The sequence below is a fragment of the Streptomyces sp. JNUCC 64 genome (assembly GCF_054484115.1).
The window spans coordinates 7,792,388-7,816,171 of sequence record NZ_CM137015.1 but is presented as its reverse complement, the minus strand read 5'-3'; the positions used below and the strand labels follow the sequence as shown (position 1 = coordinate 7,816,171).

Annotated in this window: 22 protein-coding genes; 14 read left to right on the top strand and 8 right to left on the bottom strand. The window is 69.2% G+C overall.

Annotated elements, in window-relative coordinates:
- Positions 1 to 30: 30 nt before the first annotated feature.
- The 4 genes from ACVWNX_RS32335 to ACVWNX_RS32320 all read left to right on the top strand — a co-directional run bounded on the left by ACVWNX_RS32335 (position 31) and on the right by ACVWNX_RS32320 (position 3,004).
- Complete coding sequence (locus ACVWNX_RS32335) at positions 31 to 288, top strand: hypothetical protein (protein ID WP_454411749.1); 258 nt, start codon at positions 31 to 33, stop codon at positions 286 to 288.
- On the top strand, positions 285 to 1,643 hold the full coding sequence (locus ACVWNX_RS32330) for a hypothetical protein (protein WP_454411747.1): 1,359 nt from the start codon (positions 285 to 287) through the stop codon (positions 1,641 to 1,643). Before ACVWNX_RS32335 ends, ACVWNX_RS32330 begins: the two co-directional genes overlap by 4 nt.
- A 63-nt stretch (positions 1,644 to 1,706) precedes the next feature.
- Complete coding sequence (locus ACVWNX_RS32325; RefSeq protein ID WP_454411746.1) at positions 1,707 to 2,690, top strand: IS481 family transposase; 984 nt, start codon at positions 1,707 to 1,709, stop codon at positions 2,688 to 2,690.
- Complete coding sequence (locus tag ACVWNX_RS32320; RefSeq protein ID WP_454411745.1) at positions 2,690 to 3,004, top strand: hypothetical protein; 315 nt, start codon at positions 2,690 to 2,692, stop codon at positions 3,002 to 3,004. Before ACVWNX_RS32325 ends, ACVWNX_RS32320 begins: the two co-directional genes overlap by 1 nt.
- A 229-nt stretch (positions 3,005 to 3,233) precedes the next feature.
- Here the strand turns inward: ACVWNX_RS32320 and ACVWNX_RS32315 are convergent, their stop codons facing one another.
- Complete coding sequence (locus ACVWNX_RS32315) at positions 3,234 to 4,196, bottom strand: pPIWI_RE_Y domain-containing protein (RefSeq protein WP_454411744.1); 963 nt, start codon at positions 4,194 to 4,196, stop codon at positions 3,234 to 3,236.
- Between the two features lie 449 nt (positions 4,197 to 4,645).
- Here ACVWNX_RS32315 and ACVWNX_RS32310 point away from each other — a divergent pair, with 449 nt between their 5' ends.
- Complete coding sequence (locus ACVWNX_RS32310; protein ID WP_454411743.1) at positions 4,646 to 4,789, top strand: hypothetical protein; 144 nt, start codon at positions 4,646 to 4,648, stop codon at positions 4,787 to 4,789.
- A gap of 93 nt (positions 4,790 to 4,882) precedes the next feature.
- Here ACVWNX_RS32310 and ACVWNX_RS32305 read toward each other — a convergent pair whose 3' ends face one another.
- From ACVWNX_RS32305 to ACVWNX_RS32295, 3 genes are read right to left on the bottom strand one after another with little or no spacing between them, the layout of a single operon-like run.
- The gene (locus tag ACVWNX_RS32305; RefSeq protein ID WP_454411742.1) at positions 4,883 to 5,743 is read right to left on the bottom strand and encodes a nucleotidyltransferase domain-containing protein; all 861 of its coding nucleotides are present in this window, start codon (positions 5,741 to 5,743) and stop codon (positions 4,883 to 4,885) included.
- A 51-nt stretch (positions 5,744 to 5,794) separates the two neighbouring features.
- Positions 5,795 to 6,295 carry a FliH/SctL family protein gene (locus ACVWNX_RS32300; protein WP_454411741.1) on the bottom strand — a complete coding sequence of 167 codons (501 nt, stop codon included), beginning with the start codon at positions 6,293 to 6,295 and terminating at the stop codon, positions 5,795 to 5,797.
- A 55-nt stretch (positions 6,296 to 6,350) separates the two neighbouring features.
- Positions 6,351 to 7,727 carry a helix-turn-helix domain-containing protein gene (locus tag ACVWNX_RS32295; RefSeq protein WP_454411740.1) on the bottom strand — a complete coding sequence of 459 codons (1,377 nt, stop codon included), beginning with the start codon at positions 7,725 to 7,727 and terminating at the stop codon, positions 6,351 to 6,353.
- A gap of 542 nt (positions 7,728 to 8,269) precedes the next feature.
- Between ACVWNX_RS32295 and ACVWNX_RS32290 the strand changes: the two genes are divergently transcribed.
- Positions 8,270 to 9,310 carry a helix-turn-helix domain-containing protein gene (locus ACVWNX_RS32290; RefSeq protein WP_454411739.1) on the top strand — a complete coding sequence of 347 codons (1,041 nt, stop codon included), beginning with the start codon at positions 8,270 to 8,272 and terminating at the stop codon, positions 9,308 to 9,310.
- Between the two features lie 157 nt (positions 9,311 to 9,467).
- Here ACVWNX_RS32290 and ACVWNX_RS32285 read toward each other — a convergent pair.
- Together ACVWNX_RS32285 and ACVWNX_RS32280 are read right to left on the bottom strand one after the other, a co-directional pair.
- Positions 9,468 to 10,267 (bottom strand): IS5 family transposase gene (locus ACVWNX_RS32285; protein ID WP_454415023.1). Its coding sequence is split into 2 segments (ribosomal slippage): positions 9,468 to 9,919 and positions 9,919 to 10,267, totalling 801 coding nucleotides; the frame shifts between segments, so codons are not numbered across the junction.
- Positions 10,268 to 10,316: 49 nt separating this feature from the next.
- Positions 10,317 to 10,835, bottom strand: a complete 519-nt coding sequence (locus ACVWNX_RS32280; protein ID WP_454411738.1) for a hypothetical protein — start codon at positions 10,833 to 10,835, stop codon at positions 10,317 to 10,319.
- Positions 10,836 to 11,759: 924 nt separating this feature from the next.
- Here ACVWNX_RS32280 and ACVWNX_RS32275 point away from each other — a divergent pair.
- Positions 11,760 to 12,155: a hypothetical protein gene (locus tag ACVWNX_RS32275; protein ID WP_454411737.1), complete on the top strand. Its 396-nt coding sequence runs from the start codon at positions 11,760 to 11,762 to the stop codon at positions 12,153 to 12,155.
- A 133-nt stretch (positions 12,156 to 12,288) separates the two neighbouring features.
- Here ACVWNX_RS32275 and ACVWNX_RS32270 read toward each other — a convergent pair whose 3' ends face one another.
- Positions 12,289 to 13,236, bottom strand: coding sequence for a YaaC family protein (locus ACVWNX_RS32270; RefSeq protein WP_363142317.1), 948 nt, complete (start codon positions 13,234 to 13,236; stop codon positions 12,289 to 12,291).
- Positions 13,237 to 14,409: 1,173 nt separating this feature from the next.
- Between ACVWNX_RS32270 and ACVWNX_RS32265 the strand changes: the two genes are divergently transcribed.
- The 7 genes from ACVWNX_RS32265 (at position 14,410) to ACVWNX_RS32235 (ending at position 23,222) form a co-directional block, all read left to right on the top strand.
- A complete protein-coding gene (locus ACVWNX_RS32265; protein ID WP_454411736.1) occupies positions 14,410 to 14,931 on the top strand; it encodes a helix-turn-helix domain-containing protein in 522 nt (173 codons plus the stop codon).
- A gap of 971 nt (positions 14,932 to 15,902) precedes the next feature.
- A complete protein-coding gene (locus ACVWNX_RS32260; RefSeq protein WP_454411735.1) occupies positions 15,903 to 16,097 on the top strand; it encodes a cupin domain-containing protein in 195 nt (64 codons plus the stop codon).
- Positions 16,098 to 16,109: 12 nt separating this feature from the next.
- Positions 16,110 to 16,862: a helix-turn-helix domain-containing protein gene (locus ACVWNX_RS32255; protein ID WP_454411734.1), complete on the top strand. Its 753-nt coding sequence runs from the start codon at positions 16,110 to 16,112 to the stop codon at positions 16,860 to 16,862.
- A 253-nt stretch (positions 16,863 to 17,115) separates the two neighbouring features.
- A complete protein-coding gene (locus ACVWNX_RS32250) occupies positions 17,116 to 17,676 on the top strand; it encodes an RICIN domain-containing protein (RefSeq protein ID WP_454411733.1) in 561 nt (186 codons plus the stop codon).
- 951 nt (positions 17,677 to 18,627) lie between these two features.
- The gene (locus ACVWNX_RS32245) at positions 18,628 to 18,912 is read left to right on the top strand and encodes a hypothetical protein (protein ID WP_454411732.1); all 285 of its coding nucleotides are present in this window, start codon (positions 18,628 to 18,630) and stop codon (positions 18,910 to 18,912) included.
- Between the two features lie 1,680 nt (positions 18,913 to 20,592).
- Positions 20,593 to 21,744 carry a non-hydrolyzing UDP-N-acetylglucosamine 2-epimerase gene (gene wecB, locus ACVWNX_RS32240; protein ID WP_454411731.1) on the top strand — a complete coding sequence of 384 codons (1,152 nt, stop codon included), beginning with the start codon at positions 20,593 to 20,595 and terminating at the stop codon, positions 21,742 to 21,744.
- Positions 21,745 to 21,884: 140 nt separating this feature from the next.
- Positions 21,885 to 23,222 carry a glycosyltransferase family 2 protein gene (locus ACVWNX_RS32235; protein WP_454411730.1) on the top strand — a complete coding sequence of 446 codons (1,338 nt, stop codon included), beginning with the start codon at positions 21,885 to 21,887 and terminating at the stop codon, positions 23,220 to 23,222.
- A 121-nt stretch (positions 23,223 to 23,343) separates the two neighbouring features.
- On the opposite strand, the gene ACVWNX_RS32230 is transcribed toward ACVWNX_RS32235, so the two are convergent.
- Complete coding sequence (locus ACVWNX_RS32230; RefSeq protein WP_454411729.1) at positions 23,344 to 23,778, bottom strand: DUF6228 family protein; 435 nt, start codon at positions 23,776 to 23,778, stop codon at positions 23,344 to 23,346.
- Positions 23,779 to 23,784 lie beyond the last annotated feature (6 nt).

Genomic DNA, 23,784 nt, shown 5'->3' with positions numbered 1-23,784 from the left:
GACCAACTCCTCACCGACGCGCGCCGACTCGTGGCAACCTGGCCCCAGGTACACATCCTGGCGACCACCCGCCCGGGCGCGGGCAACGTGGATGCGGCAGAACGCCTCGACGTGCCGGCATGGCCGGTACAGCGGGGCTGGGACCTGCTGCACACCGTGCTGAACGAGGACTACGTGCCCGGCTTGGACACGCACGAGATGCAGCAGCTGCTGACCAGTCCCCTGCAAGTCCACGCCCTCGCCAGCCGTCTGCGAGCCGGCGGCGACACGCAGGTCTCCACGCTGTGAACTGCTGTCAGGACTGGCCCCGCGCCATCCTCCAGCGCGAACACCCCGAAGCCTCACCGGAGGTATGGGCAAGCCTGCCCCGACTCGCCGCCAGCATCCTGGACCAGCAAAGCCCTGTGTCAGCGAGCGCTTTCGCCCGCCAGCACGTGATCTGGGAACTGGAAGCGACCGGGCTCGTCGTCCACGACGACGGACTGCTGCGCTTTGCTCTCCCCCTGTTCGAGCAGCACTTCGCCGCGCAGGCCCTGCAAGACGAGGAGGCACAGCTCGAAACCGCTGCGGGAGCCGAACACTTCCCGCGCTGGCGATACGCGATCGCGTTCGCCGTGGAGACCGCGACCAGTGGCTGCGCGGAGGAGTTCCTGCGCCGCCTGGCCTGCACCAACCCAGCAGCCGCATCCTGGGTCCTTGACGAGACCACATCTGATCACGACACCGGCCCGCTGCCGCCGGCTTCCACGAACGGACCGGCGGGCGGATCGGCCGGAGCCTGCGACGAAGACCCCGAGCCGGCTCTCGCGATAGGGGGCCGGCTGCGTGAGGCGACGCTCTCGTGGCTTGAAGGGCTGGGCGAGCTGGGGAAGTTGTTGGCGCCGCATGATCAGGGCGCGCTCGCGCCGTGGGGTGTACTCATGGATCAGGAGGACAGGTGGATGACCGTCGCGCAGGCCCGTGAGGGAGTCCTGGACGCCGATCTCGTCGTCCGGCCAGACATCCACCCCTGGCAGTCCTTCCCCATGGCGCAATTCCATGACCGCCAAAGCTTCCCCGTCTCCGACGCACCCCTGACTCGCTGGGTATGGTCCCGCAACCGGCTGCGTGAGCCGTTGGCACGCCGGGTGAAGAACCGCACCCTCCCGGTCGACGCCGCCTCTCCCCTGGCGGCCGAACGGGCATGGTTCCTCGCTCAGCAGATCATGGGGAAGGGGCGGCCCGGCAGACTCGGCCGGGAGATCTCCTTGGAGGACCTCCGGCCGGAGGTGGATGCGCTGATGGCGCATGTCGAGACAACGCGATGGTCGCGGTGGCAGTGGGGCAGATACACCGTGGACTCCGCCGACGTCCGCTGGCTCCACGCCCAGTTGCAGCACCTGCCTGAGGACAAGCTCACCGATCCGCGCCCGCCCGCCGACCGCCCAGGGGAAGGCCGCTACCTCTGGCAGACCTACTCCCCCGAACTGACCCGATCCATCACCCAGGACATCGTACGCGACGCCCTCGCCGGCTACCGCGACCTGGTGCAGCACAACTTTCCCCGGTTCGGGGCCGCGCTCGGCCTGTACAGCATCTTCCCGGTCCGCGCCGACGGCCTAGTTGTATTGATCACGAGCGTTGTTAACGCTGGTTGGTCTTGATCATGGCGAAGACCTCCCTCCGGTGTGGTGGAGGTGTCTAGGCTTCACCACACGGAGGTCTTCGTGTCCCACCGTAATGCCCGGCTGACCGTTCACGGCAGACGGATCCTGGTCGAACGTGTCCTCGCCGGCCGCCCTGTCGCGCATGTGGCCGCGGAGATGGGCATATCGCGTCCCACCGCCCACAAATGGCTCCGCCGCTGGCGGTTCGAAGGAGAGGCGGGCCTGCACGACCGTTCCAGCCGACCCCGCACCACCCCGCACCGCACGTCCGCCACGGTCGAGGCACGTGTCTGCCAGTTGCGGACCAGCCGCAAACTCGGCCCGGCCCGGATCGGCCCGATCCTGGGCCTGCCCGCCTCCACGATCCACCGGATCCTGGCCCGCCACGGCCTGAACCGGCTGGCCTGGCTCGACCGGCCCACCGGCGAACCGATCCGCCGCTACGAACGCGACCGGCCCGGCGAACTGGTCCACGTCGACATCAAAAAACTCGGCAACATTCCCGACGGCGGCGGCTGGCGCATCGTGGGCCGCACGGCCGGAGACCGCAACCGCCAGGCCACCACCGGCCAGCGCAGAAGCAGCACGCCAGTGATCGGCTACAGCTACATCCACTCCGCCGTCGACGACCACTCCCGCCTGGCCTACAGCGAAGTCCTCACCGACGAACGCAGGCACACCGCGATCGGCTTCTGGCAGCGGGCGAACGCGTTCTTCGCCGCCCACGGCATCACCGTCGAACGCGTCCTGACCGACAACGGCTCCTGCTACAAAGCCAAGCTGTTCACCCAGACCCTCACCGCGGCCGGTATCGCCCACAAGAAGATCCGGCCCTACCGGCCGCAGACCAACGGCAAGGTCGAACGCTTCAACCGCACCCTCCTCGAGGAGTGGGCCTACCAGCGGCCCTACACCTCGAACACCGAGCGGACAGCAGCCCTGGCAGACTTCCTCCACACCTACAACCACCACCGCTGCCACACCGCACTCGACGGACACCCGCCCATCAGCCGCGTCAACAACACTCCGGGTCAATACACCTAGTGATCATGCCGGAGCCAGGTAACACCAAGGCCTACAGCGCCAACGTTGCCTACACCCTGCGCACCAATGCCGGATCTCGTATGCAGGATGCGCCAGCAGTGGAGTTCGACCTCGCCGAGGAGCCGAACATCCCCAGCTCCCTGTGGAGCAGTCTGCAAGAGGACCACGCCTCGGTGTTCCATCGCCCAGCAGTGCATCACGAGGAGTTGTCGACGGGGCTGGAACGTCAGGCCACCAACCTCGCCTACGGCTGGCTAGCCCGGGACCTGAAGGCGGTTGGCTGGCTGGAACACGCAGTGACCTTCCCGGAGTGACCGCACAGGCGGCCTGCCCAGCCGACGAAGACATCGAAGTCCGTCGCGAACCGGCCTGGCCGTGCGACCTCCTCGGCATACCCCTGGGCCGCCGACCACCACACCATCCGCGCGCACAAGTGACAGGCCCGCGGGGACAGATGGCCTCTCCCGATCGGACGCCTCTGACCAGCGCAAACTCGCCACCCGCTATAGCAGTCTGCACAAGAATGACATGGCCGTTCGTCACTCATGTCAGCACCAGATGAGCACCATCCGTCAGCGCCAACCGCCAGGTCACCGGGCCCATACCACTGACGCTCAAATGACGATTCTCAACTGACACTCCCCTACAGACTTGCAAGAGGTAGATCTCGGAGACTCCGGAGATGACGATGTGCCGCCACACTGCGGTCTCCACGCACATGCTGCGGTTCGGCCCCTCCCGGTAACAGGGCCGCGCCGCCGGCTGCCGCGGCACGCCGCCGTCCCGCCGCTGCAGCAGCGGACGCCCCTTCGCGGAATCGGCACGCACGAAGTACACCGCGTTGTGCAGCGGGAAGCGGCGGCGCACCTCGTCGCCGTCGATGTGCATCGGCCACTTGCACATCGGGCACGGCCACCACCACTTCCCCCGGAACACCTGGTCCGCCGGGATCGGCACGTAGCGCACGGACTTGCGCATGCCGACCGCCGAACTGAACAGCTCTGCCAGCTGCCGCTCCCCGCCTGCGGGCTGCTTGACCACGAAGTACCTGTGCGCGGTGTACTCGTGCTCGGTGGCACCCTCGTTGATCAGCTGGAACGCCTCACGTTCCACCATCTCGCCGTGCATCCACGCCCAGGTGGGCAGCCAGCGGCGCGCGGGGTCGACGCCACCGCTGAGCAGCTCGACGATGTCCTCACATCCCTCGGCGTACACGTCGTCGCTGAGATCACCGCCGTCGAGTACCGTCAGCGAGCCCGTCTGGCTGTCGGCAAACAGGCCGGGAGCGATCCGTGCGAGGGGATGATGCAGGGCCTCGATGAGCGCCGCCGGTGTGTTCGGGCCCCGGCCTGGGCCGCATACCGACATGACGACCCCGGTCATCCGGGCGATCTCCCGTCGGGCGGCCGGCTCCTCGTAGCGGCAGGTGTGCGAACACCCGGCACGAACAGCCGCGCTGATCAGCACGCGGCGGTAATACTGCAAATCGTCAGACGACAGCGTCATCCGGCTCTCCATCTCACATCATTAAGTGACCACGACAGAGCTATCTGCGATGATGGTGGCCCTGTTCAGGCCGCCGCCTCCGTGGCGCGAAACCCTCCTCTGGTGCTCTGATCTGCGTGAACGGCTACACGGTGACGCAATATTGGGGTACCGAAGTTCACCAGGATCGGTGGGCTGCGGTGTGGCGATTTGACGGCCACCATGCCACGCGGTCGCCTGAGCCCACGGCGCAGGTGCGACCTTTCGAAAGCCGCCGGAACCGGCACCACCGTGCGTCCCGGGTCCGGCGGCATCAATGGCCATGGCCCTTTACGGACTTCCCACGCAGACTGCGACATGCGGCCGGTCCTGTGAACAGGCCAACGCGTTGCTGCGCGACCGGCAATCGCCGACCCGCTGCGCTGGGTCGACCTCGAGTTCCCCTGTCGCTGTCCGTCCGGTTCGACGGCGTGGACACTGACGATATCGGGCACATGGCACCGGTCGGCTGCCACACCATCGGTATGTACCTGTCCTGCGGCATGGTCGCCGCAGCAATCGCCCCGCGTCTTGCCGCGCCGGACGAGCTGACGTCTCCGGCGTCCGCGGACTGAGGCTCAAACAGCCGTCCACCGCAGCGTTCAGGGTGCGCCCCCAGCGGGGCAACGGCCCTTCGAATAAGGACCGCTCCCGCTGCCAGAGGCCGGTCATCGGCGGGGGAGGGCGGAGCGGTCCTGGACAGCGATGTGGAGGGTGTGCAGAGGCTGGGTCCGTGTGGGGCGGACGACCTCGAACCAGTCGGTGCCCTCCTGCAGGTGGTGGGAGATGCTGCGGTAGTGGTTCCAGCCGAATCCGACGCCGGTCTGCCATGTGGTGTTGCTGTAACGGCTGCCGATGACCGGTTCGCCGTGCAGGTAGACGGAGTCGAGGGGGCGGGAGGTGGCTTCGAGGTGGGCGAGGGTGGCTGCCGCGGCACGGCGCAGTGGGCTGGTGTCGACCCAGCGGGTGAGGGCCTCTCGGGCTGCGGGGTGGGCGGGTTCGGTGTCGGGGAGTTGGAGCTGGCGGATGGTGACGGCCTTGCGGTCGGCTAGGTCGGTGAGATCGATGCGGACCGGGCGCGGAACCCAGCGGTCGATGCCGTCGAAGGCTTCGATCATGTGGTCGCGCGGGGCCCGGCCTGCGGCAGGGTCGGGAGTGATGGCGGCAAGCCGGGCGCGGGCGGTGTCGATGGGTTCGCCCCGTGTCCATAGCAGGGTCAGTTCGAATCCTTCCTCTTCGAGGGTCTTGCGTTCGCCGAAGTGGATCTGCAGACCGCGGCTGTTGCCTTTCAGTGCGCGTTTCATCGAGGCGGAGGGGTCGCGGCCGTAGGACAGGGCGTGGACAAACTCGGAGACGAGGCGGTCGTCCCTGCGGTGTTCCACGACCGTGTCGACGTCCGAGGGGTTCAGCGCGCCGCGTGCGTAGGAGCCGAAGACGAGGATCTCGTCGACGAGGTCCAGGGGCCAGCCTCCCTTCTCCAGGCGGTCGAGCATGTCGTTCAGGAGGGTGGTGGCGCGCTCGCGTTTCACGGAAGACCTCTGCTGGTCGGTTCGGGTGCCGGTTGGCGTGGGCGTGTGGTGTCAGCTGGTCTGCCGCGGGGTGGCAGGGGTCCGGGAGATGACCGTGCTGAGGGTCCCGGTGTAGGTGGTGCCCAGTTCGGTCACAGTCCCGGGGAAGGGGCCCGGGCCGTGCCGCAGGGTGCTGACGTTGTTCTCGGGCAGGAGCACATGGTCGCCGACCTCGAGCGTGCCGGGGCCGCTCCAGCGGTATCCGTAGCCGTCGACGGTGACGGCCTGGTGGCCGTCGACTTCGAAGCGGCGGTTCTTGGCGTCGAGTTCTTCCCGCAGGGTCCGTATCTGGTGCTCAAGGTGTTCGACCTGCGCGGTATCGGCCCGCTGTCTCCACTCCCTTTCCTGCGCCCGGCCGGCCTGAAGGCCCTGCTCATAGGCTTCCACGAGGGCTCTTTCGTGGTCGGTGGTGTGCAGTTTGCAGGCGAAGCCCGGACCGGAGAACTGCGCACGGCAGGGGCTGCCGGACTTGGTGGGGCGTCCGCAGGGCCGGTGATGTACCTCTTCGAACACGGGGGTTCCTCACATCACGGTGGTGTGACGGCAGGGGGTATGCCGTGGTGGCGTGCTACAGGGTGGTCGGCAGTGAGATCACCGGCTGGGAGATGGTCTGCGGGATGCAGGCGGGAGCGGGGCGGCCCGCCTGGGTGCAGGTCAGGGTGAGAAGTTGGAGGTAGCCGAGGGAGACCGGGCGCCCGGGGAGCTTTCCGGTTGCCTGTTCGAAGCGCTGGAGTGTGGCGGGCTTGATGCCGAGGTGGCTGGCGGTGTCGTGGAGATCGAGTCCTGCGGCTTCGCGGGCTTCCCGGAGAGGTTCGGCGTTGTCGTGCCAGATCTGCGGTGTCCGCTCTGCGGTGTCTCTGGTGACGGCGGTCCGGGCTGCGGCAAGGGCGTTCTGAATTCGGTCGGTATGGGGTCCAAGAAGGAACCGGGCCAGCCGGGCGGTGTCGGCCGCGCGGTCGACACCCTCGGTCCAGGACTGGGATGCCTTCTCGTACACGCGGCCTCGAGCCGTGGCGCAGTCCTCGCGCTCGCCGGGATCGGCGCCGAAGACGCGGTGCTGGTTGCTGGTGCAGGCCAGCGTGGCGTCCTTCGCAAGGTGCATGTCACGGTACTCGTCGTCGCTCTCGATCCCGTCGATGACCGCCCGGACATGCTGGCGTTCCTCCGAGGACAAGACACTCGCGAGGGCCTCTGCGGCCGCCTGGGCTTCATACCGGCCGGCGGGCTCGAAGCTGCCGCCCCAGCCATGGGACGCGTCTTCTCCCTCAGCCTTCTGGAAAGCCACCTCAATGGCTTCGAAGGTGTGCGGACTCCATGCCTGCATCATCAGAATGATCTCCTGCACGGCGCGCGCGGCAGTCGGCTCCGCTTCCTGGACGGTCCCGCCCCGGTCACGGCGCTGGGTTCCGCTCATCCAGTCGGTGAAGGTCTCCGGTCGGCGGGAGTCGGACCGTTGCGGGTCCGCGAACCAGCGTGCTGCCCTCACCACGCAGGCGTGCGCGTGCTGGACAGCGGCGTACCAGCCGAACAGTGCCTGCCGGTAGTCATCCACATGCCGGTCCTCGGCGAGGAGGTCACGCTCGGTGCGGCAGTGCTGCGGGCATCCCGCAGCGCTCACCCGGTACAGGGCTGCGCGGGTCTCGGGGAACGTCAGCAGAGCGGCGTCCAGGTGCTCGTGTTTGGGGCCCCGGTCGCGGCGCTTTTCCAGCCCGTGCTCAAGAAAGACCTGGAAGCGGGGTTCCTCTCGCCAGTGGGCCACAGCGCTGCGGACACGTACGTCGTCCTGCCACGCTCCGGTCGCGATGACCTCCCGCAGTGCCGAAGCCACGTCCCCGCGCAATGTCGTGCCCAAGGCGATCAGGACCGGTAGGCGCTGAGGGTCTTCTCCCAGCGCGGACATCACCAGGTTGACATCGTCGTGACGGTGAAGATGACGCTGGAACACGAACGCCCCCAATTGACGCAGCAGACCCGGCCTGGCTCCCCGCAAGGGATGCGGAGCGCAGTGCCTTCATCCTGCACCAGGGCTCGGACATCCGGGCCCGCAGCCTGCCGGGCCGCCAGGGCTTCGTGCGGAGGCCGAAGTAACAGCCCTGTCCGCAGCGCACGGGGGCTGAAGAGCACACGCAGGTTTCCCCACCAGGTTGCCGACCACCGAACGTCGGCAGTTCTTCTCGTCAGACAGCTGGCACGTGGCCTGCCTGGTTCAGATTGGCACGTGCCGAGATTCCCTTTCCCCCTGCGCACCGCGTCGTGTCCGCGGCGCCCTCGGGAGAGCGCCAGACAGCGACATCCACCTCTCCCGTCCTGCGCGCGCTGAGATTCAAGTCCAGCCCCTGCCCGGGATTCCGTGCCGGCTCGGTGTTCCGGTCGGCAGCCAGCCGTCCCTGTCCTGTACCACGACCAACTCCCACCCAACATCAAATGAGCACTCAATGAGTGCTAATCTCAATGGAGATTAGCTGTCGGACACGCGAAGGGGCGAGCATGGCCAAGGAATCGGCGAACAACGCGGTGAAGCGGCGCCGTGCCCAGCTGAACCTCACACAGCAGGAGACGGCCCGGCGCGCTGACGTATCTCTGGCGACCTGGCGGCGCTTCGAGAACAGCGCAGACAGTGCCAGCGCACTGGACGGGTTCCGGGCGGGCAACCTGCAAGGATTCGCCCGGGCGCTGAAGCTCAGCGTCACAGCGCTGAGGCAGCTGACTGATGCCGAGGCCACTCCGGAGGCCGAAGACCGCGTCGAGATCGACCAGTCGGTCAGTGATGTCGTGCAGTTGTTCAACAGGTCTTTCACCGGTGAGCCGCTCACCCCGGCAGACGCCATGGCCCTGGCCAACACCGTCGACTTCTCCGATTTCGCCCCCACCCGGGACGGCAAGCTGCACCTGGACACCTCGTTCAACTACGAATTCGCCGCCTACCTGAAAGGCGAGGCGACAATCCGGGATGTCGGCCTCCTGCGCGAGCTGCCTGAACTGGCTCTCACCCAGGTCAGCAACCACTGGCTGGTGCGCATGGGTGAGCGCATCATGCGGATCGGCAGCGAACTGGGGAAAGGGCGTGTCCCGCGCCCTCAGTGCCTGGCCGACGAGTACGCCCTGTGGATCGTCATCCAGAACACCGACCCGCCTCAGATCGGCGACGTCCTTGACATGTTCCCCGGACTTCGGAACGCAGATGACGTGTTCGGCTACGACCCCGATGCCGACGAGCCCGATGACGAGCACGCGATCCGGGAGGACTGGATGAACCGCATGGCGGGCGGCCTCCTCCCGCCGGACGCAAGTCACGGCCACCGGCGGTATGACCTGACGCTCATGGAGGCGTACGGACAAAGCGTCTACGACCCCGGCGATCCCCGTCACCCTCTTCGCTGGTTCGACCGGGACGACCTGCGTGAACGGTGCACATCCGAGCTGGCCTTCGTCAGACTGCCGAAAGAGGAACAGGAGGCCCGGACCGCCGAAGCACTCAACCGCATGTCGGAATTGCTACGACCGGGAACAGCCGACAACTCCCACTGACCACAGCGGTTCACCCAGGCCACACCCCCGGGTGTGGCCTCTCTTCTCCGTCCCACCGGGCAGTCCACACCAGGCTACGGCGGGCGGATGCACCACGGACGGCGGCGCCCACCGCGTGGGCATAGCCGCTGTTTCCCGCCTAGGCTTAGACGTTGTTTCAGTTGGTAAGTCTGCGGTGGCAGATGAGGGCTGCGGCTATGCCGACGAAGGCGAGGAAGTGCTCGGGCTTGCGTTCGTAGCGGCGGTGGAGTCGTCGGCAGCCGGCCAGCCACGACACCGTGCGTTCGACTACCCAGCGGTGGCGGCCCAGGCGCTGGGAGGACTCAATGCCCTTGCGGGCGATGCGGTGGCGGATGCCTCTGCCGCGGAGCCATCGGCGCAGGTGGGCGTAGTCGTAACCCTTGTCGCCGTGGAGCTTGGCCGGGCGGCGCCGTCGTGGTCCGCGGCGGGAGCGGATGGGCGGGATGCCGCGCACGAGGGGCATCAGGCCGAGGCTGTCGTGCATGTTCGCGGCCGAGATGCCCAGCGACAGGGGCAGTCCGTTCCGGTCGGTGATCAGGTGGATCTTCGATCCGAGCTTGCCACGGTCGGTCGGATTCGGTCCGGTCAGTGGCCCCCTTTTGCGGCCCGGACACTCACGGAGTCGATCGCGCACCGCGACCAGTCCAGCTCTCCGCGGGCGCCGAGTTCGTCCAGGATCACGCGGTGGAGCCGGGCCCAGACACGGTCCCGGCTCCACTGGGCGAAGCGGCGGTACACCGTCTGCCAGCACGGGCCGAACACCGGGGGCAACTGCCGCCACGTGCAGCCGGATGTGGCCACGAAGACGATCGCCGCCAAGGCCTCGCGGTCACCGGCCCGCCGCTTGCCCCCGCCCTGCGGGCGCCTGTTCTCCGTCGGCGGCACCACTCGCCGGAACAGCACCCACAACTCATCCGGCACCAAACGCTCAACCAGATCCGTCACACACAGTTCAACGAACGATCAAGCCAACAGAAACGATGTCTTAGTTCTCGTCTGGCCTCGCGTCAGTGTGCTGGCGACCACCCGGCCGGGCGCGGGAAGTGTGGAGGACGACGAGCGTCTGCCCGTGCCGCCCTGGTCCTCTCGGCGGGGTCTGGAGCTGCTGCGCACTGTGCTGGGCGAGGACCATGTCAGGGTCCCGGACCGGCATGAGACGCGGCAGCTGCTGACCAGTCCGCTGCAGGTTCACGCCCTGGCCGGCCGTCTGCGTGCCGGCGGCGACACGCAGGTCTCCACCCGGGAGTTGCTCTCTGAGCTCGCCGCTGGCATCCTCCAGCGCGAGCGCCCGCAGGCCTTGCCAGAGGTATGGAAGGCCCTGCCCCGTCTCGCCGCACTCATCCTGGACCAGCACGGTCCCGTACATGCCAGTTCGTTTGCCCCGCAGCATCTGGTCTGGGAGCTGGAGAAGACCGGCCTCGTCGTCCACGATGGCGGCCTCCTGCGCTTCGCACTGCCCTTGTTCGAGCAGCACTTCGCCGCCCAGGCCCTGCGGGAGGGCCACACACCCGTTGAATCCGCCGCCGCGCCCCAGTCCTTCCCCGACTGGCGTTACGCCATCGCCTTCGTCGTGGCAGCCGCGCCGGACGAGGACGCCGAGGCATTCATGCGCACCCTGACGCGCACCAACCCGGCAGCAGCCTCCTGGGTCCTGGACGAGACCGCAACAGCCCACGGGGAAAGACACCCCTCCCCGGCCGCACCGGCGGGCAAAGCGTCCGACGGCGACGACGATCCGCAGCAGGTGCCCGCAGTGGCACGCCGGCTGCGGGAAGCCACTTTGTGCTGGCTTGCGGGCCTTGAGGCCCTCGGCCCTCCTCTGGCCCGGCACGAGCAGGGCCGGCTCATCCCGTGGGCTGTCCAGCTCGGCCATGACTGGCTGACCGTCGCACAGGCACGGCCCGGCATCCTGGACGAAGACCTCGTCGCATGGGCCGACCTCGCGTCTTTGCCCAATCCCCTGACCCAGTTCCACCACCGGACGAGCTTTCCCGCTCCGCACGGACGCCTGGCGCAGCTGGGAGCGGGCCCGCTCCCAGCTGCGCCAGGCTCTGGCCGACCGGCTACGGCAGCGCACCCTGCCCGTGGCACCCACGTCACCTCTCGCCACGGAACGCGCATGGTTCCTCGCCCGGCAGATCATGGCCAAGGGGCACTACTCGCGGGTCGGCCGGCACATCCGTCTCAGCGATCTGCAGGCCGAGCTCGACATCCTGAAGGACCAGTCCGCAACCTACGTGCGGGCATCGTGGCAGTGGGGCGGCCGCAAGGTCGACTCCGACGACGTCCGCTGGCTCAGCACGCACCTGCACCACGTTCAGGGGGACACCCTCGCCAGCCCCAGGCCGCCCGCCGACCGGATGAGCCCCCTCCCCGCTTCTTCTGGCAGACCTACTCCCCCGCGCTCACCCAGTCCATCACCGCCGACGTGCTCCGCGACGCTCTCATCGGCTACCGCGATCTGGTCAAGCTCAACTTTCCGCGGTTCGGGGCCGCGCTCGGCCTATACAGCTTCTTCCCCGTACGGGCCGAAGGCGTGGTGGTGATGCACGCCAACGAGCCACAGCCCCAGCCCGCCACGGTCATATACGCCCTGCGCCCCGATACGACGTCTGCCCCGCAAGATCAGCCGGTCGTCGATCTGCGTCTGTCCGGCGAGCTTCCCCCTCCCGCCGGGTCCTTCTGGACGAACGTGGGCGAGGACCGCTCCGGCGTCATCCACGAGGAGACGTGCTTCCCTACCATGACCGCCAGGCCACGAACCTCGCGTACCGCTGGCTCGCCGAGGACCTGCACGCAGTCGGCTGACTGGAGCGCACGGTGAGCTATTCCGACTGACCGACATGACGAGTTGGGCGGATCAGGCGCCCCTCCTCGCAGGAGGCCATGCTCTCCCCGGTCCAGCGGAGCGCGGTCGGCATGCAGCCTCCAGTGCCCCGGGGGGACTTCAGCTGAAGCTAGAGAGTCACCTCGTCGATAGCCGCAAGGACGAGTTCGGGTACGGCTTTGAGGGCTGCATCGAGCAGGTACTCGACGGCCACGGCATCCCTGCTCGTGTTCACGTTGATGTAGGCAGTCCACCGGTCCGGCTGGTAGCGGGCAAGCATCGAGAGGGCGAAGAGCACGGCCCACCAGCTGAGTAGCGGGTGGAGTTGACGGCCATCAGACCCCAACTGGGCGTGCAGCGTCCGCGAGCGGTCGGTGAGGTGTCGTCCGTTCCATGGCGCAATGCGCCTGAACTGCTCCCATGCGGCGCCATCACGGTTCTCCACCGTCCAGGTGAGTCGGCAGCCGATCGTTGCTTCTCGCTCGTTCCAGCTTTCTGGCCCGGCATCTGGGATGGCTCCGGGGCGCAGGAAGGCGTAGTCCCCCAGCGCCGGATACTGCGCGAGCCAGGCACGCACTTCGGCCTCGCGCTGCTCGGGGTCGGAGATGTCCGCAAGACTCCTCGGCATACCCGAAACGATCGCCTGCAGGACTTCGCCCGTGGGCTGGCCGTGCGGCATGTCCCAGCTGAGGTGTACGAGTGGCCTCGTTGCCGACGCCAGAGGCCAACGCTCTACCTCTTCGATAGTCGACCACAGGTCAGCGAGTCGTGCTGGCTCTGGAAGGGAACGGGAGCCGAGGGCAGCGGCGACCTGCACGAAGGACTCTCTGCCCTTGGTGGACAGTTTGTCTTTCACCGTCACGAGGCCGAGGTCCGTGCGCGTCATCGAGTTGTCGGCGATGACGATGCCGTGGCCGGTGAGTGGGAAGTCGTCGTGTGCGACGCCGGGAGCACAGGCATTGACCGCCCGGCCGGCCTGACTCAAGCCGTAGAACAGCAGCAGTGGACGGGAGGCGGGGCCTGTACCCGCAGCAGCGGTGAACAGTTGCTCGGCCTGCTCAAGCGCAGCGTTGAACACCTCCTTACGAGCGCCCCTCATCGCTCGGCCGGGAGGGGCTGCCCGTAGCTCCCGCAGGGCACGCCAGACGGCCTCCGTCGGTGGATAGCTCTGGTCTCGGTATGTGGGGTATGGCCTCCGCACCATCCGAGCATTGTGCCAGCGCGCCGAGATCGTGAGACAGAAGCGCTGTGTCCCCGAAATGAGAAGTCGGGAATACCTACGCCGCCCCTGCGGAACGGGACATTCCAAATGCGAGCCCACCGCCGTGTCGCGGCGGGTGGGGGACGAGTTGCGGGGCCAGGAGGAGCGCGTCCTCGCTGTCCGGGTGGCGGGCGGTGCGTTCGGCGATGCGTGAGAGAACCGGTCCCTTGATCGGGTCCGGCCCTCGTGTCCGCGGGCACGCGTCACCGTGATGTGCGGACGGTGTCCCTGTCGCGTCGGTTGCGGCCAGTAGCGTGTCAGGGATCCCGGGGGGCGGTGCTGCGTCGGGGCCCGGACCAGGTGGTCCGGGCCCCGACGCCACGCCGACGAACGGGTTGTGACGCAGCATCAACGCGCGGCGGGCTGCGGGCAAGGCAGGCCGGAACGCTCGCGGACCGGGGCCGTCGGAGCGCGACGGACGAAATGCTGGTCGCGGCGGGTGGGGGACGTGAGGTGCCCGGAGACGGCTGCCGGAGGCGTACCTGGAACACCTGCGGACCGACAAACGGACATCACGCATGTATGTGGCTTTCCGGTCGAGCGGTGCGGGGGTGGGACGTGCCATTCTCTTCCGCACCGAAGGACGGCAGCCGTCAACTACCGCCCGCAACACCGGTTTTTGCGGCCAGTAGCATTTCATCACCCGGCCGCCGGATCGTTCGCGGACCGGCGGCCCGGGCACACCCGTCAGGGGAGGATCCACCATCGTGTCCACGCACCACCCCGGCGCGCCCGCGCCCCAGCCGTCGCGCGCCGTAGCCCGTCCACTCACCGCGCCGCGCAGATCTGCGGCATCATCGTCTTCCCGCTCCTGGGCTCCGGTCTCGCGCTCGCCGGCATGCCCGTGGCCGATGTCCTCACCCTGCTCGCCGGGTGCGGCGCGATCGGCGCGGCCACCACGGTGGAGGGCGCCGCCTGCTCACCGCACTGGCCACTACCGCCGTCCGCGCGGCCGCCGGCACCGAACCCGGCAAGTAAGAGGCTGCTTCGATGACTTCACCGTCCCCGCGCGGCTGCCGCCCCGGCCGGCGCCATACCCACCTCATCGACCTCCTGGCCGCCCTCAAAGACCGCAGTCGGCTCTCCTACGCCCAGCTGGCCGCCCGCACCGCCGGGCTCAAGGGCGCCGACGGCGTCTCCGCGAGCACCCTCAAGCGCGCCGTCGACCCCCGCGCCATGCCCCAGGAGCACGTGGTGACCGCCTTCGTCCGCGCCTGCGGCGCCGCGGTCGAGGTCGAGCGCGACGTGCTGAAGGTGTGGCGGGCCGCCCGCGCCGAGAACCGCGGCATCCCCGGCGAGCTGCGGGCCCCGTCTGTCTCCAGCGTCCGCACCGCGCCGACTTCCGAGCGGCCCTTGTCGCCGCCTACGAACGCGCCGGCGCCCCGCCCCTGCAGCGGCTCGACCACTGCCCACAACTCGTCATCGACATCCCACGGCCTCGGCCGAGCCACCCCACACCCCCGGATCAACGTTCCCCGAGTGATCCAACCACCTCGAAGATCATTTCGTTAGGAGTTCTAAGTCGTCTCACTGAGGGTGCAGGATTGTCTCAATCTCTGAAGCTTCGGAGGTCACAGGGCAGATTCGCCAGCCAGAGCCCGCTTGACCACATTCTCAATTTTTGAAGTGCTACAGGTCAGAGAGTTACAAAAGGACCTTCAGCCTGCAATTCAGTTGAGACGACATACCCGCCAGCCGCGGCACCAACCTCCCCGGACAACACACCTAGAGGCGTTCGTGGAGGAGCGCCGCGCCCGCCTGGAGGAGTTGCTGCGGGCGTACGGGCGGGGCAGCAGGCCAGCCTCGCACGAGCGGTGCGCACTGATTCAGACAGCCCGAGACTCTGGTCATCCTGGAGCGGATGGAGACCGCGTCGTTCCTCTTGCGTGGCCGGTGGGAGGAGGAGCTGGAGACGGTCTTCCTGAACGACCTGGAGTTCGCTTGGGGCCGCGTATCCGGCTCAGCCGGTAAGCAGCCGGGAACGAGCAGCGGGGCCGGAGCGTGTCCTGGGCGAAGTCGGGAACCCCACCCGCCATGACCAGCGCGAGGGCCTGCCTGCGGCGGGGGTTGTGGAGGGTCTGGTTTGCCCTGTCACGTTTCGTGCCTGCTTCGGGCGCTGGTCGGGTTCGAGAGCGCGGTGAACCCGGGCCCCGGCCGATGTCCGTAAGCGTGCCCTCCCCGTCCACCGCAAGAAGCCGCCGTACCGCCACACCTCGCGCCAACGATGCGCCTTTGGCCGGCACAGCCCCAGTCGTTCCCGACCCTCTCTCGGCCACACCCGCCGTCCCGTGGACCGTCATACGGACCAGCCCACCCGCCCCGAACGGCTTCCGGTTGGGGGTTCCGGGAAACAGCCACCAAGGGGGCGGGACCCTCGACGACGCCCGGCGTGCGACACCCCGGTGTTCCTCGGCCGGGGATCCGTGCCCGATAGGGCCCGTTCGTCTCGCCGCGCGTGCCGGTGATCGTCGGAGGGGGTTGCCGTGTGGGTGTGGACGTCGACCGACGAGGTGGCGGCGGAGGACCGGACGGACTGGTACCACGACCTGGTGTCCGGGACGGTCGCTCCGCACCGGTTGGTGATAGCCGACCGTGCCACGTTCCATGCGCGGGCCGGGGTGCTGCGGCCGGGACGCATCGAGCTGACTCGCCATGCGCACGCGGACCACCGGTCCTGACGCACACCCGAGTTGATACGGCGGAGCGATCCGGAGACTTATGTCCTGGCCCTGATCACACAGGGTTCGAAGTCCATCTCCCTCGCCCGCAGGGACACCCGGGTGGACTGCGGGGACGTGGTCTTCTTCGACACCTCCCACCCCTATGCGGCGGGGAGCCCGAGGCCCGCCGACACCACGATGTCCCTGGTGCATGTGCCCCGCGGGCTAATCGCCCTGCCCGCGAACCGGCTGGAGGCGGCACTCGGCGGGCGCATCGACACCCGGCGGGGCATCGGCGCGGTCTTCCGCCAGCTCCTGGTGTCGCTGGAGTCCCACGGCGGCGACTGCGCCCCGCACGAACTGCACCTCCTCGAACGGTCGGTGCTCGACCTGGCCTCGGGACTGCTGGCCCGGCAGTTCGACATCTGGGACCGCCTCCCCCCGGAGACCCGGGAGCAGGTCATGCTCAAGCGGATCGACGCCTTCATCGACTGCCATATCGCCGGTCCCCAGCTCACACCGGAGGCCGTCGCCGCCCGTCACCATGTCTCCCTGTGCACCTTGCACAACCTCTTCCAGAGCAGTGGTGAGACGGTGGCCGCCTCCATTCGCCGGCGGCGTCTGGAACGGTGCCAGGCCGACCTCCTCGACCCCTCGCAGTCCGGTTGTCCGGTGCATGTGATCGCCGGCCGCTGGGACTTCAGCAGCCCGGCGGTCTTCAGTCGGGCGTTCCGGAACGCGTTCGGCATGTCGCCACGGGAACTCCGCAGCTGTCGTTCCTGACCGTTCCGGGTCCGCACGCATCGCCAAGGAGATGTGCGCGCAAGGTCAATTCATCGACTTGTCTCAGCACTAGCATCTGATGGTGTAGCACGGGGGAAAGACGGGCGGCGCTGCCCTTCGACGTGCCGGCGGACCACCGGCGGTCGGGCGAAACGTCTGCCCGTCGGCACTCCCGACGGATCTCCCCGGGCGCTGAAGGCGTTCGCGCCCGGCACATCCCGACACGTCCAAGGTCTCGTCGAAGGAGCCACACATGCCCGATCTCGGCATCCACCGCCCTGCCTGTTCTGCCCCGCCCGCGCCGAAGACGGCCGGACGCAGGGCCAAGACCCTCGCCAAGGCCCTCGGTGTCACGGCCTCCGCCGCCGCCCTCGTGGCGATGGGCGCGGGAACCTCCAGCGCGGCCAACGGCTACTTCCTGGGCAACGCCTACAGCGGCCTGTGCGCCGGTGTGGGGAGCCAGACCGGCAACGGGGCTCCGGTGATCCAGTGGGGGTGCAACCCGTCGTCCAGCGACGAACGTTGGCACTTCGTGGCCACCACGGACAGCAACGGGAACCGTGCCTACTTCATGCAGAACCAGTACTCGGGCAAGTGCATGGGGGTCGGCTCCAGTCTGGCCAACGGGGCCGGTGTCATCCAGTACACCTGCAACGGGGCCGTCGACGAGAAGTGGTGGTACAGCAACGGGGTCTTCCGGAACGTGTACTCCGGCAAGTGTCTGGGCGTCGGCTCCAGCACCACCCCCGGGAAGCAGCTCATCCAGTGGACCTGCAACGGTGCCACGGACCAGCTCTGGGCCTACTCGCCCTGATGAGCTGACTCGCCCCCACGGGTAGGCAGGTGGTGCCGGCCCCCTGCCCCGGAAGTCCGGGGTCAGGGGGCCGGCACCGACTTCGCCGGATCGTTCGCCGCCATGTGCTCGCCCCTCGCCGCTGGAAATGCCGGCCCGCAGCATCCCAGAGCCAGGACGGCGGCAGGCCAGCATGGGTGTGACGGTCGCCGCCGCACGCGACGCCCCGTTCAGGCCGTGTCGCCTGACCAGTCCCAGCGGTTCCGCTCCCCGGGCCGCAGGCCGTACAGAGCACGGCCGCCGACGCCGTGGCGGACTTCGCCGCCGGAACCGGTGGGTGGGTGCGCGCGGCGGCACCGTGCCCGTCCGGCGGCGGATGTCTCCGGTCATGCGCATGCTGTGCGGCCGCCCCGTCACGCCCGCCTTCCCCGTCCGAGAACCGCGGTGAGCGTCTGCTCCGTTGACCGGCTGCACATCTGTGCATCGCCTGGTGGGCGGTGCCGTGCTCTGTATCGTGTCATCGGCTCTCCGTCCCGGGGCGGCGCCGGGGGCTTCCCGTTCTCTGGGGGACCGGTGTTCGGACCTGCGAGGGTCTGTCCTGCTTGCCTGGGGGCGTCTTCGTCTCCGGCCTCTTCTGGTTCATGAGCGGTGGTCCCGTCGGAGCCGAGCCGGCACCGGGACATGCCGCGTACCAGCCGGTGCCCGGCGGGCCGCCTGTCATCTGGCTCCGTATCGGCGGTCGGCGGTCATGGCGTCCTCAGCGGGCCTTGAGTGCACGTGCTCATGACGCGGCGAAGGCCCGGTGGGCGTATGGGAACCAGCGTGAAGAACTCACTGGCAGGCGCGGCTCGGCGCCGCTCGCCTTGTGGGGTCTGATGGGGCAGCGGAACGGGCCCGGGGCCGTGCGGTCCGGACTCAGCTACGTCATCGAGCCGGTCAGGGGTCTGGAGGGCTGGGCCTCGTGGCGCGCTGATGGTCACCGGTGTCTGTGCCCTGTGCCTGCTGCGCGCCGCCCTGAGCGGTGTCTGGGGCCCGCGTCGCTGGTTCGTTCTGCTGCCGCCGGCGGGGGCCGGGCTGGTTCTCGCGTGGGGTCACCGTGTGCTGACCGCCGGAACGGTCGACGCCGGCATCCGCGCCGGGCTCGCAGTGTTCTTCGGCGCCCCGGCCGTGGCCGGGCTGTCGTTCTGGGCGCTGGCGCAGGCGGTCCGCTTCCGCGGCGGGTGCGGCACCGGGCGGACGGAACCGGTCCGCCGTTGACGTTCCCGTCCGCCGTTGACTGGTTCCGGTCGGCAGGCACCGGTCCGGTCCGGGGCGTGCCGGTCGGTGGTGCGGACGGGCCCACGCGCTTGGCGTCGTGCGGTGGGCCCGGCTTCCTCACCGGCTCCGGTGCGGTCCGTTGGCCCTGTGGGCGGGACAGTCGCGTGTGGATGGGTTTCGTTCTGGTTCGGTGTGGGTTTCCCCGCCGCACGGGTCGAGGGGAGTCGAGGGGAGTCGAGGGGAACGGTGTCGGCATCGCCCTGGCCGGTGTGGTGGTCCGGGTGGGTGTGGGAGCGGTCGGCTGCCTTGGCGAGTGTGTTCATGGCGGGGTTGTGGGTGTCCCGGTGTGAACCGGTGAAGGGCGCCGCCTCCGGGGCGGGAGCGCTTGGGCGGAGGCGGCTGGATCATCGTGCTGTCGGGGGAGCCTTGACGGGCCGGGTGGGGTGTCAGCCGGTTGTGTCCCGGTCGTAGGTGTCGGGGGCTCGTCGGGGTTCAGCAGGATGTCGTGGCGTCCGGCCAGTATGCCGTGGGTATCCGGCGCACCGGTGCTGGCGGTTTCGCCAGCACCGGCGGTCCCGGCAGGGGCATGCTGGTGGCCCGGACATCCGAATTCCTGTTCCCCGGCAGTTTGTGTAGGGAGCTGCGGTTCCGCGTTCCGTCCATCGGATGGCCGGACACGGCTGCTCCTGACGTCAGCGCTTTGGCGGGTTTCCTGCGTCTGCCGGTGGGGTTTGCTCTGCGCCATCGTCGGCCTGTCTTTTCCCTTTTACGGTCCGCCGCATCGCACCAGGGCGGATACGCACCGTGAACGGCGGGTGGTCTGTGAGGCTTCGGCTTGATGAGGCGGGCTGGGCAGGGGTTCTTGTGTGCAGAGGAGGGCGGTCCCTGGGGCGGTCAGGACGTGCGGCCAAGGGGGTAGATCCCAAGGGCGGGAGAGCTGCGGCCCGTCGGCGGTGTCCGGTACCGGCCCCGGGTTTCATGGTCGGTGTTCGGCCTCGCGCGGTCAGTCGGCGCGGGCGGTGCCGCTACTCCGGTCACGAGGGCCCCGTCGGGGTTGGCCGGTGGATCCGGGGTGGGTCCGGCTCTGTGGGTGCGGCGCACCGGTCGCCCGTGTCCCGGGGCCCGCCACCTGACGTTCGGTGGGGCGGTGGTGGTCGGTCTCGTGGCGCTGGACACAGGGGGCCGGATCGGTTCCGGTGGCTCAGGGCTCCCACGGCACCATCGAGTCCGCGCAGGCTGCCGCCGGAAACGTGTGGGGCGGCCGGTGGGTCCGTCGGCTTGGCCTATTGGGGGTGGACCGTCTCGCGCGCGGGCCAGCATCGCCAGGTACTCGGTGATCTTCCGGGTGCGGGTCCCGGGCCGCTTGACGGCGTTGACCCGGTTGATGGGGGGGAAGCGGTGTTCCTGGTGAGGATCTCGGACGTCGCGATCGTCGCCGGACCGGCGGTGATCGCGGCGCGCAGGTCGGCCGGTACCTCCGATTCCGACGACGGTGCACGGGCGGCCGCCGTTGCTGTCGGCGCCCCCTTGATCCGGGCGGCGGTCCGGCGTCGCCCTATACGTCTCACCGCATAGCAATACAGGGCAGATCATTGCATTCATGAGATATATCTATCAAATGACTGCTTTTGTGACTTTGGGTGCATTTCTTGTGAATCTCATTTATTAGCGTTGTATGCCATGAGCGCACTCCCCCCTCGCAGCATCGCCATCGTCCTGGGCACCCGTCCCGAGCTGGTCAAGCTCGCCGAGCTGATCCGGTTGCTGGGTCCCGCCGCGCGTGTCCTGCACACCGGTCAGCACTACGACCCGGAGCTGTCCGGCGGCTTCCTCGACGAGCTGCGGGTGCCCGGGCCCCGGTTCCTGCCCGGGGTCGGCGGCCGGTCGCGGGCCGTCCAGGTCGGAGCGGCCCTCGCGGCGCTCGACGCGGACTTCGAGGCCGCGCCGCCACTCGCCGTCGTCGTGCAGGGCGACACCAACGCGGCCCTGTCCGGCGCCCTCGCCGCCAACGCCCGGAACATTCCCCTGCTGCACGTCGAGGCCGGGCTGCGCAGTCACGACCGCGCCATGCCCGAGGAACACAACCGCGTCATGATCGACCGGATCGCCGACGTCCTGTGCGCGCCGACCGCCGGGAACCGGGAGCTGCTCCTCGCCGAGGGGATCGCGGACGAGCGGATCACGGTCACCGGGAACACCGTCGTCGAAGCGGTCCGTGACCACCTCCCCCCGCCCCGTGAGCGCGCCGCCCTGCTGGGAGGGCACGGGCTGACCGCCGACGGATACGTCCTGGCGACCGTGCACCGGCCCGAGAACACCGACCGGATCCCCGCCCTCGCCGCCGTCCTGCGTGAGCTCGCCCTGCTCGGCGGGGAACTGCCCGTGGTCCTGCCGCTGCACCCCCGCACCCGTGCCCGGATCGCCGCGGCCGGCATGGAGTCCCTGCTCGAACCGGTGACCGTGCTGCCCCCGAGCGGGTACGGCACCTTCCTAGCCCTGGCCCGTCACGCCGCCGTCATCGTCTCCGACTCCGGGGGCGTCCAGGAGGAGACCACCGTCCTCGGCCGCCCGCTGGTGGTGGTCCGCCGCTCGACCGAGCGCCCCGAGGCGCTCGCCGACTTCGCCGAGCTGACCGCGCCCGGGCCGGGCATCACGGCCGCCGTCCGGCGCCGGCTCGCCGAAGGCGCCGACGGTCTGCGCCGGCTGGCGTCCCTGCCCAGCCCCTACGGAGACGGCAGCGCTTCCCTGCGGATAGCCGGTCTCGTCGAACGCGCCGCCCGCGCCGGCGCGGACCACCCGTCCGTACCGGCCCGGGCCGCGGCGCCCGCGTAACGGCCGGTCGCTGTCCGGACCGCCCCCGGCCGGGCCGCGACCGGCCGGACAGGAGCCAGCCGGCAGGAGCCGGCCGTACGACGACCGGCCGCCGCAGGCCCGCGCCCACCGCCACCGCCACCGTCCCGCCGGAGCACCCCGTGAACACTAGCCAACTCCTGTACGTCTTCCCTTTCCTCCTCATCGCCTGTTTCTTCGTCTACTGGGCCGGATCCCGTACCGCCTACGCGCGGCGCACCCCCACGCCGAAGGGCGACCCCGCCGCCCACGACTGGCACTTCTTCGTGCCGTGCCGCGACGAGGAAGCCGTCATCGCCACCACCGTCACCCGGCTGCGTTCCGACTTCCCCACGGCCCACGTCTGGGTCGTCGACGACGCCAGCGACGACCTCACCGCCCCGATCGTGCGCCACCTCGCCGGCCAGGACCCGAACGTCCACCTGGTCACCCGCCGCCGGCCCGACGCCCGTACCGGCAAAGGGGCCGCACTCAACGCCGCCTACACGGCGCTCAACACCGTGCTCCACCACACCGGCCGCCACCGGGTGGTCGTCTGCGTCGTCGACGCCGACGGCCAGGTCTCACCCGACGCGCTCGACCTGGTCAGCGGCCCCGACGGATTCGCCGACCCCGGCACCGGCGGCGTGCAGATCGGCGTCCGGATGCGGAACACCGACGACCCCCGTCCCCTCGCCCACCGGGGACGCCCCGCCAACGCCTACGCCCGGCTCCTGATCCGCATGCAGGACATGGAATTCGCCACCTCCAACACCGGCATGCAACTGCTGCGCCGCCGCACCGGTTCGGCCGGACTCGGCGGCAACGGCCAGTTCACCCGGCTCACCGTGCTCGACCGCATCGCCGCCGCCGAAGGCGGCGGCCCCTGGCAGCACGACGCGCTCCTGGAAGACTACGAACTCGGCCTCCAGGCACGCCTCACCGGACACCGGGTCACCCATGTCCACGACACCTGGGTGACCCAGGAAGCACTCCCCCACACCCGCCGCTTCCTCGCCCAGCGCACCCGCTGGGCCCAGGGCAACATCCAGTGCGTCCGCTACACGGGCCGCATCATCGCCTCCCGCCACTACCGGCCCTCAGGCGTACTCGAAGCCCTCTACACGTTCTTCCAGCCCCTCGCCCACCTCGTCACCCTGCTGCTGACCGCCCTCATGACCGCCGCCCTCGCCCTCGGCGACAGCACCGCACTCGCCACCTGGCCCCTCGCCCTCACCCTCGCCACCGCCTCCGTCATCCCCTTCCTCCTGTGGGGCCCGGTCTACCGGCGCGACTACGCCCCGGACCACTCCCGGCTCAAGGGCCTGCTGTGGGGACTGGCACTCTGGCTGTACGCCTACCACCTCTTCGCCGTCAGCACCCGCGCCGCCTTCCGGACCCTGCGGGGCCGTACCGGCTGGGCGAAGACCCGGCGCAACGCCGAGAAGACCGGCACCGGCCCCATCGCCACCGAAACCTGACGTCCCGTCCCTGCACCGGCTCCACCCGTTGCGACGTGCCCGGTGCCATCAACGAAGACGAACGCCGCACAGGCAAGCCGTCGGAGAGCCCGCACGGCAGCCCCTACGGCTGTGCGGGGTCCTACCCCTGGCGCAGGAATTCCCGGAGGTCCGCGGCCACAGCCGTCATTCCCTCACCGGCTTCGATCACCGTCGTCACCGTGCACCTCCAGTCATCGTCGAAGAACCCCGACCGGAGCGTCCAGCTCAGATACACATGCCCACCCGATCCGAAGACCGCCTTCACGACCAAGTGGTTGTTCTCCCAGACGCGCTCGCCCTTCCAACCCCGGAAGTCACGCGCCAGACCGTCGAAGAAATCACCCATGGCGTCCCAGACGGTGACGGTCACCCGCTCGAAGCAGGCGCGGAGACCGTCAGCGACAACCTCCACCGCGAAGACGGCCTCGTACTCGTCCGCACGCGTCCAGCCGGACAACCGCACGGACGCCGCCAGCGACCCCGCGCCCTTCACCACAACCTCAACCTGTCCCGGACCCACCTCGATCAGACTCACCCGGCG